We start from the raw sequence: 15,028 nt of genomic DNA, 5'->3' as shown, positions 1-15,028 counted from the left end.
GCTAAATAGCAAGCCACAGGCTAAAAAAGCCACTGTTTTTTTCATAAAAGTCTCCTAACTCATAACCAGTTTTAAATGAATTTATTGCGCTTTTTCTGCGCTGGGTTTGCGCCCCAAATAGGATTCAATGACCTTAGGGTTTTCTGCCAGTTCAGCGGCTACCCCCTCTAACACCACATCTCCCGTTTCAATCACATAACCATAATCCGAGGCACGCAAAGCGGCACGCGCGTTTTGCTCTACTAACAAAATAGAGACCCCTTGTCGACGCAAATCACCAATGATGCGAAAAATCTCTTCGATGATTAAGGGGGCTAAGCCTAAACTGGGCTCATCGAGCATTAATAATTTGGGCTTTGCCATCAAGGCTCTACCCATCGCTAACATCTGACGCTCTCCACCCGATAGGGTGCCCGCTTGCTGTTTAGCACGCTCGCGCAGACGTGGAAACAAATCATAAATGGCCTCGCGAGCCTGACGAAAATCTTTATCCCCACGGCGGTAGCGACTGAAAGCGCCAAGCTGCAAGTTATCTTCGACGCTCATTTGGCTAAAAAGCTCTCGGCTTTCCGGCACCAAACATAATCCCTTACCAACTCGATACGCCACACTCTGATGATTGGCTAATGGTTCACCCGCATAAATAATGGAGCCCGTCGCAGGGAGCTGTCCCATGATGGCGCTCAGTAAAGTGGTTTTTCCAGCGCCATTAGGACCGATCACACTGACGATTTCCCCTTCGTGGATCCGTAAATTCACATTACGTACGGCCTCCACCTTGCCATAGGCGATATCTAGATTCTTGACCTCAAGTAACAGCGGTTTTGTCATGCTACATCCCCACCTAAATAAGCGGCTAATACTTTGGGGTTTTCTTGGATTTCTTCGGGTAAGCCTTCAGCGAGCTTTTGCCCAAACTCCATCACCACTACGTAATCGGCTAAACCCATTAAAAAGTCCATATCATGCTCAACCATCAATACCGCCATGCCTTCAGCACGTAAGCGCATCAATAATTCTGCTAAAGCTTCTTTTTCCAGATGACGCAAACCTGCCGCCGGCTCATCCAAAAGTAATAAGTAGGGATCAGCGCATAAAGCACGAGCAATTTCCACAATACGCTGCTGCCCTAAAGCAAGGCTGCCCGCAGCATCATGCATATGTTTAGCCAGCCCTACTCGCTCAATCTGGCGTGCGGCCTCAGCCAAAATGGACGCTTCTTCAGCACGCTCCAGATGTAGGCCAGAGCGGATATAACCGGCTTGCCCCCGTCGATGCGCCCCGAGCGCCACGTTTTCTAAAACCGACATCGTGGGAATTAAACGTACATGCTGAAAACTGCGGCTAACACCTAGTGCCGCAATTTTGCGCGAAGACAAACCATCAATTCTTTGCCCGCGAAACTCAATTTTGCCGCTAGTCAAAGGCAACAAACCCGTTAACAAGTTAAATAGCGTGGATTTACCCGCGCCATTTGGTCCAATTAACGCCGTAATCTGCCCCGTTTTAATGGTTAGGCTCATATTATTATTAGCAACCAACCCCCCAAATTTTTTGGTTACGCCCTCGGCAACTAATAACGGCTCACCCGCTGGCAGTGGTGCTTTTTGAGGTAAAGGGGCGGCTGTTTTTAGCGCGGTAAGATTACGTGCTCGCGGACGTAAAAAAGGAACACGGCTTACCACCACGGGCCACACCCCTTGGCGCGCATACAGCAAACACAAAATAATTAACCCACCAAAAAAGATGGCTTCGTAATTCCCATTTTGTCCAAATAACATAGGCAAGATGCCTTGAAGCCATTCTTTTAGGCCCGTCACCATTGCCGCCCCTAACACGGCACCGCCTAATGTGCTCGCCCCACCTAATAAAATCATAAATAGGTACTCAATACCCATGTTGATCGAAAAAGGACTAGGATTCACAAAACGCTGCATGTGGGCATAGAGCCAACCTGAGACCGCTGCTAATAAAGCCGCATAAATAAAAATCAACAATTTTGAGCGCGCAGTATTCACTCCCATGGCCTCTGCCATGACAGATCCCCCAAACAAAGCACGAATCGCTCGTCCTTCGCGACTATCAAGCAAATTACTCAGCAGCCACATCACCACGCCCACAATCACCCAGATCAGCACGCCAAAGTCTTGGCTGGAGCTCACCGTCCAACCAAACAGTGTGATCGCTGGTAAGTGACTGATCCCACTAAAGCCCCCTAAATTGGGTAAGTTTCCAAAGAGGTAATACAGACTAATCCCCCATGCCAAAGTACCAATAGGCAAGTAATGCCCCGATAGGCGTAAAGTGAGCAAACCTAAAAGCGTGGCAATCAACCCTGTAATCACCAAACCAGCCACCAAGCCTAACCAGGGCGACAACCCCATCTGAGTTGTCAACACTGCCGTAGCATATGCACCAATACCGACAAAGGCAGCTTGCCCAAAAGAGGTCAGCCCCCCTACCCCAGTCAACAGCACCATGCCTAAAGCAACAATGCTGTATAAACCTACATAATTTAATAAAGACAGATAATATTCCGGCAGCACGCGCGGTGCGATCAAAGCACCCAGTACCACCAAAATCAAAGGCATAACAACACGACGATGCATTAGTGTTCCTCATCCAGTGGATTGGTGGTTAAAGACAGCCAGAGTAAAAATGGCAAAACCAGCGTGAACACAATGACCTCTTTGTACTGCGAAGCAAAAAAGGTCGCGTAGCTTTCAATTAAACCCACCATAAAAGCCCCTAGTGCCGCCAAAGGATAACTGCTTAAGCCTCCCATAATGGCAGCCACAAAACCTTTTAAACTAATCAAAAAGCCAGAGTCGTAATACAGGGTGGTAATCGGTCCGATCAATAACCCCGAACAGGCGCCAATTAACGAAGATAAGAAAAACGCCGTGCTACCTGCCATGGTGGTTGGCACCCCCACCAGTTGTGCGCCTTCACTATTAAAAGCCGTTGCGCGCAAGGCTTTGCCATACATGGTGTGACCAAAAAACAAATACAACGCGCCAATAAGCGCAATCGCCACCAACAAGACCAATAAGCTTTGGGCACTAATCATGGCTTCACCCAACATAAAGCTAGCATTAGTAAAAGGCTGAGTGCGGTACCCTTCGGCCCCAAACATCCACAAACCAATACCCACCAAAGAAATATGCAAGGCGACTGATAAGATCAATAAAACCAGCACAGAAGACTGCGCTACCGGCTGATAAATTAAGCGGTAAAGGATCGGACCTAATGGGGCGACCACAGCCAGTGTTAACAAGACCTTCCATCCATCACCAAGGCGGTTAAGATCTATAGCGTTTAGCGTCAGCCATAACACGACAGGCACAGTAAGATGCATCGCTAATACAAAAGGAATACGCCCCAATGCGCGGTGCTTAGCCAGCACCCAGATATCTTTTATACAAACGGCTACCGCACCAGCTGTGAGCAACCACAAGGTCGCAGGTAAGCTTCCCGCTTGAAAAGACGCCATTGTCAGCGCACTAAATGCCACAAAATCCCCTTGGCTCACCAAGATGACACGTGTGACCGCAAAGACTAGTACCAAAGCCAACGCAACTAACGCATAAATGGCCCCAGTGGTTAATCCATCCTGCGTTAAAAATGTCAGGATCGAAAGATTCAAAACCGCCTCCTAAAAACAACTTTTGCTACTATTTTTTTCTATTTCCCCTGATTTTTAGCCAGTAAAAACAGAAGAAAAAATACACATACGAATGTGTATCCAAATACTGCATGGAGCGCGGTTACATGTCAAACTTTAGGCATTAAGTATTACCCCTATATACCGTATCTTTTCACCGTACTGATAACGAAAAAAAACACACTTAGTCATTGATATATAAAGGATTTTTTAGACATAAAAAAACGGGCCTAGTTATTTACCCTAAGCCCGTGTTTTTTCAAGTTTTTTAGCGTTTAAACGAAGGCATCAGCAAAGAAATTTTCTTCGTCTAAACCACGCTGTTCGGTGAAATCCTTACGTGCACTGTCGACCATAAGTGGATTACCACAAGCATAGACCTCATAACCAGATAGGTCACTAAAATCAGCAAGGATCTGATGGTGCACATAGCCTGTTGCCCCGTCCCAAGTATCACCATCCGCCACCTCGGATAATACAGGGGTGTATGTTAACCAATCGTGATTTTTAGCAAAATCCACCACCCATTGATGCATGTATAAATCTTTGAGCTGGCGCCCCCCCCAATACATGCTCACGGGACGCGTATTATTTTGTGCAGCAAGCTGTTCAAGTAGCGCTTTAATCGGCGCAAATCCCGTGCCACTCGCCACAAAAACCATCGGCTTATCCGTATCACGTAAATAGAATGTGCCAAATGGACCTTCTAAGCGTAATAAGGTTTTTTCCTTTAAGTCCTCGTAAACAAATCGGCTAAAAGTACCACCGGTATTACGGATATGCCATTCTAACTGGTTGCTTTCTCCGGGCACCGTGGCCATAGAATAACTACGACGGCTACCATCTTTAAGAATGACCTCGGCGTATTGACCGGGGAAATAATTAAAAGGCATGGTGGGTGGCAAATTCAAACGCACAATAGCAACGTCGTCACTAATCCGATCAATACTCCCGACCCGAGCTGCGGTTTTCTGAATCGAGATCCCTTTTAGCTCAGTGACCTCTGGTGCATGAATCTGTAAATCAGAACATGCTTTGGCACGACAAAATAACGCAAAGCCCTCGTCACGCTCTGCTTGCGTCAATACCTCTAAATCACTATCTGCATGGTCCACCTGACCCGCTAAAACCTTACCTTTACATGTGCCACACGTGCCTTCCCTACAACTGTGGCGTAGCATCATGCCTTCAGCTAAAGCAGCCTCAAGTAATGTTTGATCTTCAGCAACCTCAAAAACCTGCCCTGAAGGTTGCACATCGACTTTGTACGACATCCGTTTTTACCTTTTCAATGCGCTTGGTTTGCGTAAATGGTATATAAAATAAGCCGCCCCACCTAAAGGTGGGAACGGCTTAGTACCGGCTCATTAAGCCTGCTGTTGTTTCAGTAGGTCTAGTGCTACGTCAACAATCATGTCTTCCTGACCTCCCACCATGCGGCGGCGACCAAGCTCGACCAAAATATCCACGGTTTTTAGACCGTAACGCTCAGCAGCGACTTCGGCATGACGTAAGAAACTAGAATATACACCGGCATAACCTAATGCTAACGTCTCACGGTCAACACGAACGGGACGATCTTGCATGGGGCGTACGATATCATCGGCCGCATCCATCAAGGTGTACAAATCCGTACCATGATTCCAACCCATGCGCTCCGCTGCAGCAATAAAGACTTCTAGCGGTGCGTTACCCGCCCCTGCACCCATACCCGCTAAACTGGCATCCACTCGATCGCAGCCTTCCTCTACTGCAACGATGGAGTTCGCTACGCCCAGCGATAAGTTGTGGTGAGCGTGAATCCCTGTTTCGGTTTCTGGCTGCAACACCGCTTTCACGGCACGGAAGCGATCACGCACATCATTCATGTTCATCGCTCCGCCTGAGTCCACAATATAAATACATGTGGCACCATAGCTTTCCATTTTCTTGGCTTCTTGTGCTAGGTTTTCTGGTGTGGTGAGGTGGCTCATCATCAAGAAACCTACCGTATCCATGCCCAGCTCGCGCGCAAAAGCAATGTGTTGGGCCGAAATATCGGCTTCAGTACAGTGAGTAGCTACACGTACCACACGAGCGCCTGCGTTATACGCGTCTTTTAGATCATCAATGGTACCAATGCCTGGTAGTAACAATGTGGCAACTTTAGCGTGCTGAACCTCATCGGCTACCGCTTCAATCCACTCTAAGTCTGTGTGTGCGCCAAAGCCATAGTTAAAGCTAGAACCTTGTACCCCATCACCGTGCGCCACTTCGATACTATCGACTTTAGCTTGATCTAGGGCACGCGCAATACGACGCACGTCTTCAACGCTGTATTGATGACGTACAGCATGGCTACCGTCACGTAAGGTGACATCTGAAATATAAAGTTTTTTCCCTGTGTTCATACTGTTACCCATCACACGTTAAGAATGGATTGCGCCATGCGCTCGGCAGTGGCCAAGGCGGCGGACGTCATAATATCCAAGTTACCGGCATAAGCGGGTAGATAGTGCGCCGCCCCCTCTACCTCGAGGAATACCGAGGTTTTTAAACCACTGAACTGACCTAAACCTGGAATGGTTAAAGGCTGATCGGCAGGAATGCGCTCAAACTGTACTTTTTGTTTGAGACGATAACCAGGCACATACGCTTGAACAGCTGCCACGGTAGCTTCAATGCTTTTTTCTACCGCCGCCTCATCCGCGTCTTCAGACAAAACATATACTGTGTCACGCATAATGACCGGAGGCTCGGCGGGGTTCAAAATAATGATCGCTTTACCTTTGGTCGCGCCACCAATTACCTCAATCGCCTTTGAGGTGGTTTCGGTAAATTCATCAATATTGGCACGCGTACCAGGTCCAGCTGACTTACTTGCAATGGAGGCTACAATTTCCGCGTAGTGAACTTTTGCAACATTGGAAACGGCCGCCACAATAGGAATTGTTGCTTGGCCGCCACAGGTCACCATGTTCACATTAAGCTGATCAATGTGCTCCTCAAGGTTTGCCACCGGCACACAATAGGGGCCAATGGCTGCAGGGGTTAGGTCCACCATGCGAATGTTGGGCTTTAGCTCACGCAAAAACTTATCATTTTTAATATGGGCGCTGGCCGCTGTTGCATCAAAAACGATATCGATGTCTTTAAAAACATCCATTTTGGCAAGCCCTTCTACGCCCTCATGCGTAGTCGCCACGCCCATGCGCTGCGCACGCGCCAAGCCGTCGGAATTGGGGTCAATACCCACCATCGCTCCCATTTCCACGTGCTTGCCGTTGCGTAGCACTTTAATCATCAAATCGGTACCAATATTCCCGGACCCGATGATGGCAACCTTGAGTTTTTTACTGGCACTCATTCCTATTCTCCAGTTTCTTCCGTAATTAAAATTACCGCGGGATCAAGAGGCTCAGCGAACAGTCGCTTCACATCGTCCGCGCGATAACTGATGGCCATGCGCTGGTTGATATAACCTTTATCTGTGATCTCTCCGATCTCGATATTCGGCGCAGAATTTAGCAGTAAAAGACGGCGTGCGTGACGTGACGATGCCTTATTTTCGGCATAATGGCGCTTCATCCCTTTTAACAATGCTTGGCGCACCGCTGGGACTTGAGCCAGCTCATCGGCGTGCATGGTTTCCCCTTCTGGTCCAGCTAGCTCACGCAAAGCAGGGGTTGGGAATGCCAATACTCCGATTTCACTTCGATCGTGCCCACAGATCACACAGTCAGAAACATAGGGAGCCAAAGCACTCACTAGCGCAGGACGCAACGTCCCTACTGACACCCACGTACCTGTGGTCAGTTTAAAGTCTTCTGTGACACGACCATTAAACACAATGCCTTTTTCTGGATGCGCTTCGTCTAACAAATACCCAGCATCACCAATCATATAGAAGCCATCGCTATCAAAAGAGCGAGCGGCTAGCTCTGGATCATTCAGGTATTCGGTAAAGACCGAAGGCCCTTTCACACGCATCTCCAGCTTATCGCCAGAAGGAATAAACTTGATCTCAATCCCAGGAACTGGCAAACCTAAATTACCTGGTTTATCAATACGGAAATGCACGTTCGTTAGTACAGGCGTGGTTTCTGTCGCTCCCCATTCCGAAGTGAAGAACAACGGCGTATCACGCACAGTACTAGCGACTTTATGGATGCGATCCCATGTATTTTGAGGAAGCGCCGCAGCGGCATAGAACAAGGCATCTAAATCAGCAAATAATGCCTCGGCTAACTCTGGGTCTTTCTCGATATAAGGTAACAACACATCATAGCCACGAGGCACATTAAAGAACATCGTGGGGCGTACATACTTAATATTTTCAATGGTACGCTCAATACGACCCGGCATAGGTAAGCCGTCGTCAATATAAAACGAGCCGCCATTACGCAACACCATATTAAAGTTATGGTTTGCGCCAAAAGTATGACTCCAAGGCAACCAATCTAATACTCTAAGTTTTCGATTATCGAGGAAACGCCAGCACTGCGCAATCATCTGCTGATTTGAGCAAAGCATCTTGTGCGTATTGACGACCACCTTTGGTTCACCTGTTGAACCCGAGGTCAACAAATAACGAGCATGGCTCTCACCGGTTAGGGCATAAAACGCCTCCATCACTGCCGGTGTTTCTTTGCTGTTATAGAGTTGATCGATGTGAATAGAACCAGGGATGGCTTCTGGATCCTGTCCGACAATAATCGGACAGGACGGTTTAACACTTAGTAGCGATGGCGCATAGTCTTCACCATGGCTCACAAAAATCGCACCAGGATTAAAAGACTTTAAAATCGCCGTCAGCTTCGTGTAGTCTTTACGACCTTTAGAGTAAGCGACCGACACCGTTCCAATCGGAACCCCCACATGCATAGCTGCCAGTGTCAGCATGGCATGATTTAGGTCATTACTCGAAAGAACGACAAGTGGTTGCGCAGAGCTTAATCCCATATCTAATAACCCCTGCCCCAAGCGCCCCACAATGTCGCGTACTTGAGCATAGGTTAATTCACGCCAACCATCACCATCTCGCTCAGCAAAATAAATGGCATCTGGGGTCTCTTTAGCCCACTTTTCTAGCCATTCACCTACGCAACGCGCATAGGGCCCTAGCGGCTCGGGCGAACGTAAGATAAACCCACCGTTATCTAAATGTTCTACTTCTACACGCGCCGGAGCGAGTTGGCTCTCATCATCGAAAAAACTTTGCACTTCGGGTCTCCTGTTAGTAAATGCACTCGCATCTACTATCTGTTTTCAATCTCTATCGGTGAGCCAACCCCCATAGCCAGACAATGCTGGCTATAGAAAGGGCGACAACCAAAAATAACTTAGATAAATTGACAGCTCACCTCGCCTAAGCGAGTTAAGCGTAGCTGTAAATGATCACCAGCTTGTACAGGCACCATGGGACCCAAGGCACCCGACAACAGCACATCACCGGCTTGCAACGGACGACCGACTTCGACCATCGTACGCGCTAGCCATAAACACGCATCTAACGGGTTGCCTAGACAGGCCGCACCCACACCCATTGCCGCGGTTTGGCGGTTTTTGTTTAACACCATACCTTCGAGGCTTAAATCTAATTGATGTAAACGAGTGGGGTTTTTACCCAAAACATACGATGCCGCCGATGCATTATCGGCTACCGTATCCGAAATAGTGATCTTCCAGTCTTCGATCGCAGAGTCCACGATTTCTAGCGCAGGCACCACATATTCCACAGCACGGATCAGCTCTGCCATCGTGACATCTGCATGGGTAATGTCTTTACCCAATACAAAAGCGATTTCCCCTTCGGCTTTAGGAGCAATCAGTTTGGTGCTATCAATTTCAGCTCCATCTAAATACTCCATGTCCGCAAACAGCATGCCAAAATCGGGCTGATCCACCCCAAGCTGCTGTTGCACGGCCACCGACGTCAAACCGATTTTTCGTCCTACTAGACGCGCCCCTGCATCCAAAGCGCGCTGTGTATTGATTTCTTGGATCGCGTAGGCATCTTCAATAGAAGTAATACCAAAACGCTCAGAAATGGGGCAACAAGGGCGAGCTAAACGGCGGGATTCAGCAATAACACTTGCGGCGGCTTCAATGTTTGATTGATTGGTCATAAATTTCTCCAGACTTAAAATGTACGGGCTAAGCTGCTTCGATATTCGGCTTCTAGCTCATCGACCAGCTCGGCCGCAGTATAAAGCGATTTGATCTGCCCTACACCATGCCCGGCAGACCAAATATGCTTCCAGGCCTTCGTATCGGCCGCCATATTGCCAGAAAAATCAATTTCCGCTGCCTTCGCTACCGAAGGGTCAACTCCAGCTTTCTCTAAAGAAGGAACAAGCCAGTTTGCCATCACGCCACTGACCGATTTACTCGCCACCACGTCTTCCATTTTTGATTCGAGCAACATTTGACGATAACCGTCGGATACCATGCTCTCTTTAGCAGGTATTAAACGTGTCCCAATCAAAACAAAGTCATAGCCTAAAACACGAGCCGCATGAATATCTTTACCATTAGACACCCCACCGGCTAAACCAATCGGCCCGTCCCAGAATTCGCGCACTTCAGCTAAAAAAGAAAAGGGGTTGTACTTACCTGTATGACCACCGGCTCCTGCACAAACTAAAATCAAACCATCTACGCCAGCATCCGCCGCCTTACGCGCCATCGTAGGCGTAATCACATCCGCCATCACCAAACCGCCGTACTCATGCACAGTAGATAACACGCGCTTAGGCGAACCTAAAGCTGTCGTCACAATTGCTGGTTTATAGCGTTTGACAAGCTCCACTTCAGCATCAAAGCGATCATAAGTAGAGTGAACAATCATGTTCAGCAACCAAGGATAGCTTTTGCCTTGGTTTTTTTCAGGACCTAGCTCCGCAGAGATATGCGCTAGCCATTGATCTAGTTGCTCTACCGTACGCGCATTCGGAGCTGGAATACTACCTATAATGCCAGCTTTAGAGCTAGCAATCGTTAGCTCGGGGCTTGAAACTAAGAACATCGGTGCCGCCACAGCAGGTAAGCGCTGTGATTGTAGAAGCTTCAATAATTGGGCTTGCAGTTCGGCACGACTTAGGGTGTTTAGATTCACACTCATTCAGACTCCTGATGGGATTAAGACTAACCAGCGGCTTTACGGATCTCCCAGCCCCCATCACTATGAATAATGTGAGCGGTTGTTAGACCCGAGTTTTGTTTAGAAGCTAATAATACATAATGCCCTGTGTGATCCTCGGGGTTAGCAATTCGTTTTAAAGGCACAGCCTCGGCGGCAGCCTGTTCAAACCCAGGGATTTCATTTAAAGGAACACTACGTTTATTTAAGCCCTCTAGGCTTTTCATTGGTGTGCTGGTTGCACCGGGAGACACCCCATTCACACGAATATCAGGAGCTAGCTCATAGGCCAGTTGGCGAATCATCCCCACCAATGCATGCTTGGCTGTAACATATAAAATGCCACCCCCACCAGCATAAAATGCACTATTAGATAAGGTAAAAATCATTGAGCCTTTGCTCTGTCGCAAAGGCTCAATCGCACAACGCGCTCCTAACAAATACCCTTGCACGTTAACGGCAAAAAGTTTCTGAAAGGATTCTTCCAGCTTCTCCGGCTCGATTCGATCCAAACGAGTGAAATAATCGAATACGGCTGCATTCGCAACAAAGGTGTCTAGACGTCCAAAAGTCTCCACAGTTGTATCAACAGCACGCTGATTATCTTGATAACGAGTTACGTCACCCTGTATGGTTACGACCGCATCGCCCAGCTCCTCTTGGAGCTGCTGCAATGCGGTGGCATCACGAGCCATAACACCGACTTTGGCACCTTCAGCCACATAACGACGCACAATAGCGCTACCAATACCACCGGTTCCGCCTGTGACCAAAGCTACCTGTCCGTCTAGCCACCCCATTGCTATTTCCTTATAAGAACGTGTTGATGTTTTTGCATAAAAGCGTTGCGTTCGGGATCAGAATCTTACGACGCAAGATCTTGAGTTCCCCATCCACACGACGCAATACGTCTTCTCGGCGTGCCGCAATTTCAAAATGCTCATTCAAACCACGGCTGCGTACGCTGAAAATGCAAGAATGCACCACGAACTCGTCTTCGTTTTCGCCAGCAAAAACCTCTACATTAGAAACAATGTGTACGTTTCGGGTAGGTGGGTTTTCTGCCCAAGCGGTAGCTTGCTTAAAACGCTCAACACGACGGGTCAAATCACGTAAGTGGTCATCAAAATACGCCATGTGATCCGCTGAGTACTGGCCTAACTTGTCTTCACGACGACGGTTTTCAATACCAGGCATCCAGTAGTGAACCTCTTCGTGCATCAAAGCCAACCAGTCGTCCCACTGCTCTGTATCAAGCAAACGGGCCTCACGGTACAAAAACGCTTTGACTTCGCGCTCGACTTCTAGCGCAACTAATTCATTTTTTACAGTCATGAAACCCTCCGATTACTTGAGCTTACCGTTATTACGATCAGGCACATCCTTCCAGCTTTCGGACTGGAGCATGTCTTTCCAACGCTGGTAGAAAGCACGGGAGTTCGCTTCGTTAATTTGGCCTTTAAATACGTTGCCAGGCAGCTCGGAGTCAGGTAGGTAAGTGTTCATACCCAACCCAACATAAAGGTCTTGGTAGCGGGTAACGACGCCACGGCTCGTTTTGGTGCAGTATTCCCAGTTCTCACCGTCATCCATTTCAAACACGCCAGTAGGTGAGAACGTCATCATGGCACCACGACGCCAGAGCTCTTTAATACGCTCAGGCGCATTTTTGTTTACGACTACCCATGTATAAAGCTCGATCTTATTGGGACCACGAGGCTGCCACACACGAACCGTGTTCTGACCTGGTAGGAAAGAGAAGTTAGGGAAAATCGTACAAGACGAAATCGCACCTGTTAGCTGCGCGCGGAACTCGCCTAAACGCTCAGCCACTTTGGGGCGTAGTTCGTGCAAGTATTTATTGATTTCACGCTCACCTAAAACGGCCGCGTTACCAATCCCATCGGTAGCAAACTCATAACCATGACCGTTCCAGTTCACAGCATAAGATTCAGGTAGCTCACCTACGTTAACCACAGGGCCGCCGAGCATAGCACGTGCCGCTGAGTCGTGTGTCCAACCACCATGTAGAATATCGCCCACAAAGTTTTCTGCAGCGACTTTCCAGTTACACTCGTAGGTAGAACGGATACATCCACCTAAGAACTCTGTGCCCCCCTCGTCCATATCAAATATCACATCGAGATACCATGTGATTGGACCTAGGTACTCCTCTAAAGAGGGTGCCTCGGGGTCAAAGGTAGCAAAAACCAAACCTTTGTATGAGTCCACTTGTGCAACTTCACGTAAACCGTGCTTAGACTTATCAAAGCCAGACTCTTCATAGGCTTTGGATTCGTGCATACCGCGTAATGCCCCATCAGGACCAAAAGCCCAACCGTGATAGTTACAAACAAAACCACGCGCATTACCGGCCTCGGCAAAACAAACCTTGTTACCACGGTGAGGACAGGCGTTAATCAACACCTTGATGGACATGTCCTTTTGACGCACGACGATCACCTCGTCCTCGCCCATCGTGGTGGTGAGGTAATCACCGGGTTTAGGTAGTTGCGACTCATGGGCCACAAATAACCAACAACGAGCAAAAATTTTCTCTAGTTCTTGCTCATAAATTTCCTGGTCCCAAAAAATCTTACCAGACAAGCGACCTTCTTCCATATTGCAAAGGTTGTCTAAACCTTGCATAACAGGAGTGGTCTCAATGGGTTTTAAGTTGATAACCTTGCTCATAATTCCTCGATAGCAAATCAGATGGAACGACCGATTACGGTTTAAATGGGGCTGCTGTCATCGCTGGCAGCTTCTTCTGCCTCTGCGCTTAGGTCCGCATAAACCTCATCACCTTCTAACTCAACGCGATACGTACGCAAATCGCGCTCACAAGGGAATGTCACTGCCTTGCCACTTGGGATATGGAACTGCCCCCAATGCACAGGACATGTGATGAGGTCATCATCAATATCCCCTTCGGCCAAAGAGGCCGTTGCATGCGTGCAAAGGTCTGCTGTTGCATAAAACGTACCCTCAAGGTTGTATACACAAATATCACCAACCTCTTCGTTGGGTACACGCTTCATTTCGCCGGGAGCTAACTCATCGGCTTTGCATAAAAAAACTTTAGACATTATTTATCTCCGGCGATGAGCTCAAGGAAACCTAGACCGGTAACCCACTCTGGTACAGGTTCATACACAATGACTTCGCCTTTAGGATTAGGAACTGCGGCCATTGCCACAGCAAAAGTACGGATCTCCATGGCACCGTTACCGCCACGACGCAAAATTTCTTCGTTAGAGTAAGAGCAAAGCGCCTTGAGATCGCCATTGACACCATGCTGCAGGATTTCTTTATCGAAGTCCTCGCCCACTTGACCCATTTCTACAGTGCCCACCCAGTGACTAATACCACCGCTACCAATGATGACAACACGCTCGTCCTCATCAAAGGATTCCACCGCTGCACGAATTTGTTCCCCTAAATCCACACAGCGCTCAAAAGAGATAAATGGATCCACACCACAGGCTAGATAAACAGGAATAGAAGGCAAAGTACGACCTAAGGCTTTTTCGGCAGGTTGCACCACAAACTGATGGGGAATCGCAAAACTATGGTCCATCGTAAAGCTACGACCTACGGCCCAGTCAATACGCTGCTTTTCGCCTTCGTTCACAATGTGATTGGCCAAAGCCTCGTGATTTTTAACCACCCCGCGCTCTAGCATAGGTAAGCGCTCGATAGGACCATCCACATCACCCGTGCCAATTAAGTAGCGTGGCAAACAATGTGTTCCAAAAAGAATGTAGTGGTCACAGCCCACAATAATGACCGATGTGGGGTTCAAGTCCGCTAAACGACGCGCACACTCTTCATAGGCGCCCCATACAGCGTCTTGTTGTTCTTTTGGTGGTGCGTCTGGCGACACCAACATTACAGGGTCATGCGGCATCCAAAATCCGCCAACGATCTTACCCATTAGTTGCTTCCTTTTAGAGCGGCAGAAAAACCAGCCGTTTGTTCATCCGTAGCACCCAGTTTTTCTTTGTACAAACGCATGCTGCGGTTAGGTGCCATTTCTTGCCAAAAACCCATGGTTAACATCGCATTGACGCCTAGCTCTTGCATGGCTTTGACATCAAAATTCAACACCATGGCTTTTTCCTCGTCGGTTAAATCAAAACGAGACAAAAAACCCTCGGGGTCTTCACGGAAGCGTTCTTTGGCAGGACGCTCAACCGATAACTGCCACAAAACGCGCTCTAATACGTTACGACTCATAGCCG

Annotated in this window: 15 protein-coding genes; all 15 read right to left on the bottom strand. The window is 48.2% G+C overall.

Features of this window, described 5'->3' with window-relative positions:
* Positions 1–81: 81 nt before the first annotated feature.
* The 15 genes from Q1V74_RS09660 to Q1V74_RS09590 all read right to left on the bottom strand — a co-directional run bounded on the left by Q1V74_RS09660 (position 82) and on the right by Q1V74_RS09590 (position 15,023).
* Positions 82–831, bottom strand: coding sequence for an ABC transporter ATP-binding protein (locus Q1V74_RS09660; RefSeq protein ID WP_260650968.1), 750 nt, complete (start codon positions 829–831; stop codon positions 82–84).
* Positions 828–2,609, bottom strand: coding sequence for a branched-chain amino acid ABC transporter ATP-binding protein/permease (locus Q1V74_RS09655; protein WP_300648478.1), 1,782 nt, complete (start codon positions 2,607–2,609; stop codon positions 828–830). Before Q1V74_RS09655 ends, Q1V74_RS09660 begins: the two co-directional genes overlap by 4 nt.
* Positions 2,609–3,646: a branched-chain amino acid ABC transporter permease gene (locus Q1V74_RS09650; RefSeq protein ID WP_300648476.1), complete on the bottom strand. Its 1,038-nt coding sequence runs from the start codon at positions 3,644–3,646 to the stop codon at positions 2,609–2,611. The genes Q1V74_RS09655 and Q1V74_RS09650 overlap by 1 nt, the downstream gene beginning before the upstream one ends.
* 293 nt (positions 3,647–3,939) lie before the next feature.
* Complete coding sequence (locus tag Q1V74_RS09645) at positions 3,940–4,938, bottom strand: CDP-6-deoxy-delta-3,4-glucoseen reductase (protein ID WP_300648474.1); 999 nt, start codon at positions 4,936–4,938, stop codon at positions 3,940–3,942.
* A gap of 93 nt (positions 4,939–5,031) precedes the next feature.
* Positions 5,032–6,054: a 4-hydroxy-2-oxovalerate aldolase gene (gene dmpG, locus Q1V74_RS09640; protein ID WP_260650962.1), complete on the bottom strand. Its 1,023-nt coding sequence runs from the start codon at positions 6,052–6,054 to the stop codon at positions 5,032–5,034.
* Positions 6,055–6,065: 11 nt separating this feature from the next.
* On the bottom strand, positions 6,066–7,010 hold the full coding sequence (locus tag Q1V74_RS09635; RefSeq protein WP_260650961.1) for an acetaldehyde dehydrogenase (acetylating): 945 nt from the start codon (positions 7,008–7,010) through the stop codon (positions 6,066–6,068).
* Between the two features lie 2 nt (positions 7,011–7,012).
* Entirely contained in the window at positions 7,013–8,866 is a 1,854-nt protein-coding gene (locus Q1V74_RS09630) for a feruloyl-CoA synthase (RefSeq protein ID WP_300648471.1), read from the bottom strand.
* A 119-nt stretch (positions 8,867–8,985) separates the two neighbouring features.
* A complete protein-coding gene (locus Q1V74_RS09625; RefSeq protein ID WP_260650959.1) occupies positions 8,986–9,771 on the bottom strand; it encodes a fumarylacetoacetate hydrolase family protein in 786 nt (261 codons plus the stop codon).
* A 14-nt stretch (positions 9,772–9,785) separates the two neighbouring features.
* Complete coding sequence (locus tag Q1V74_RS09620; RefSeq protein WP_260650957.1) at positions 9,786–10,766, bottom strand: nitronate monooxygenase; 981 nt, start codon at positions 10,764–10,766, stop codon at positions 9,786–9,788.
* 23 nt (positions 10,767–10,789) lie between these two features.
* Positions 10,790–11,584: a 3-(cis-5,6-dihydroxycyclohexa-1,3-dien-1-yl)propanoate dehydrogenase gene (hcaB, locus tag Q1V74_RS09615; protein WP_260650956.1), complete on the bottom strand. Its 795-nt coding sequence runs from the start codon at positions 11,582–11,584 to the stop codon at positions 10,790–10,792.
* A 10-nt stretch (positions 11,585–11,594) separates the two neighbouring features.
* Positions 11,595–12,119, bottom strand: coding sequence for a 3-phenylpropionate/cinnamic acid dioxygenase subunit beta (locus Q1V74_RS09610; RefSeq protein ID WP_260650955.1), 525 nt, complete (start codon positions 12,117–12,119; stop codon positions 11,595–11,597).
* 12 nt (positions 12,120–12,131) lie between these two features.
* Positions 12,132–13,478 carry an aromatic ring-hydroxylating dioxygenase subunit alpha gene (locus tag Q1V74_RS09605; RefSeq protein ID WP_300648466.1) on the bottom strand — a complete coding sequence of 449 codons (1,347 nt, stop codon included), beginning with the start codon at positions 13,476–13,478 and terminating at the stop codon, positions 12,132–12,134.
* 41 nt (positions 13,479–13,519) lie between these two features.
* Entirely contained in the window at positions 13,520–13,873 is a 354-nt protein-coding gene (locus tag Q1V74_RS09600) for a non-heme iron oxygenase ferredoxin subunit (RefSeq protein ID WP_260650953.1), read from the bottom strand.
* Entirely contained in the window at positions 13,873–14,721 is an 849-nt protein-coding gene (locus Q1V74_RS09595) for a hypothetical protein (protein ID WP_260650952.1), read from the bottom strand. The genes Q1V74_RS09600 and Q1V74_RS09595 overlap by 1 nt, the downstream gene beginning before the upstream one ends.
* On the bottom strand, positions 14,721–15,023 hold the full coding sequence (locus tag Q1V74_RS09590; RefSeq protein WP_260650951.1) for a hypothetical protein: 303 nt from the start codon (positions 15,021–15,023) through the stop codon (positions 14,721–14,723). The genes Q1V74_RS09595 and Q1V74_RS09590 overlap by 1 nt, the downstream gene beginning before the upstream one ends.
* Between the last annotated feature and the right edge of the window lie 5 nt (positions 15,024–15,028).

The sequence above is a fragment of the Paenalcaligenes sp. genome (assembly GCF_030152715.1).
Lineage (GTDB): Bacteria > Pseudomonadota > Gammaproteobacteria > Burkholderiales > Burkholderiaceae_B > Paenalcaligenes > Paenalcaligenes hermetiae.
This window is presented reverse-complemented; position numbering and strand designations above follow the sequence as displayed.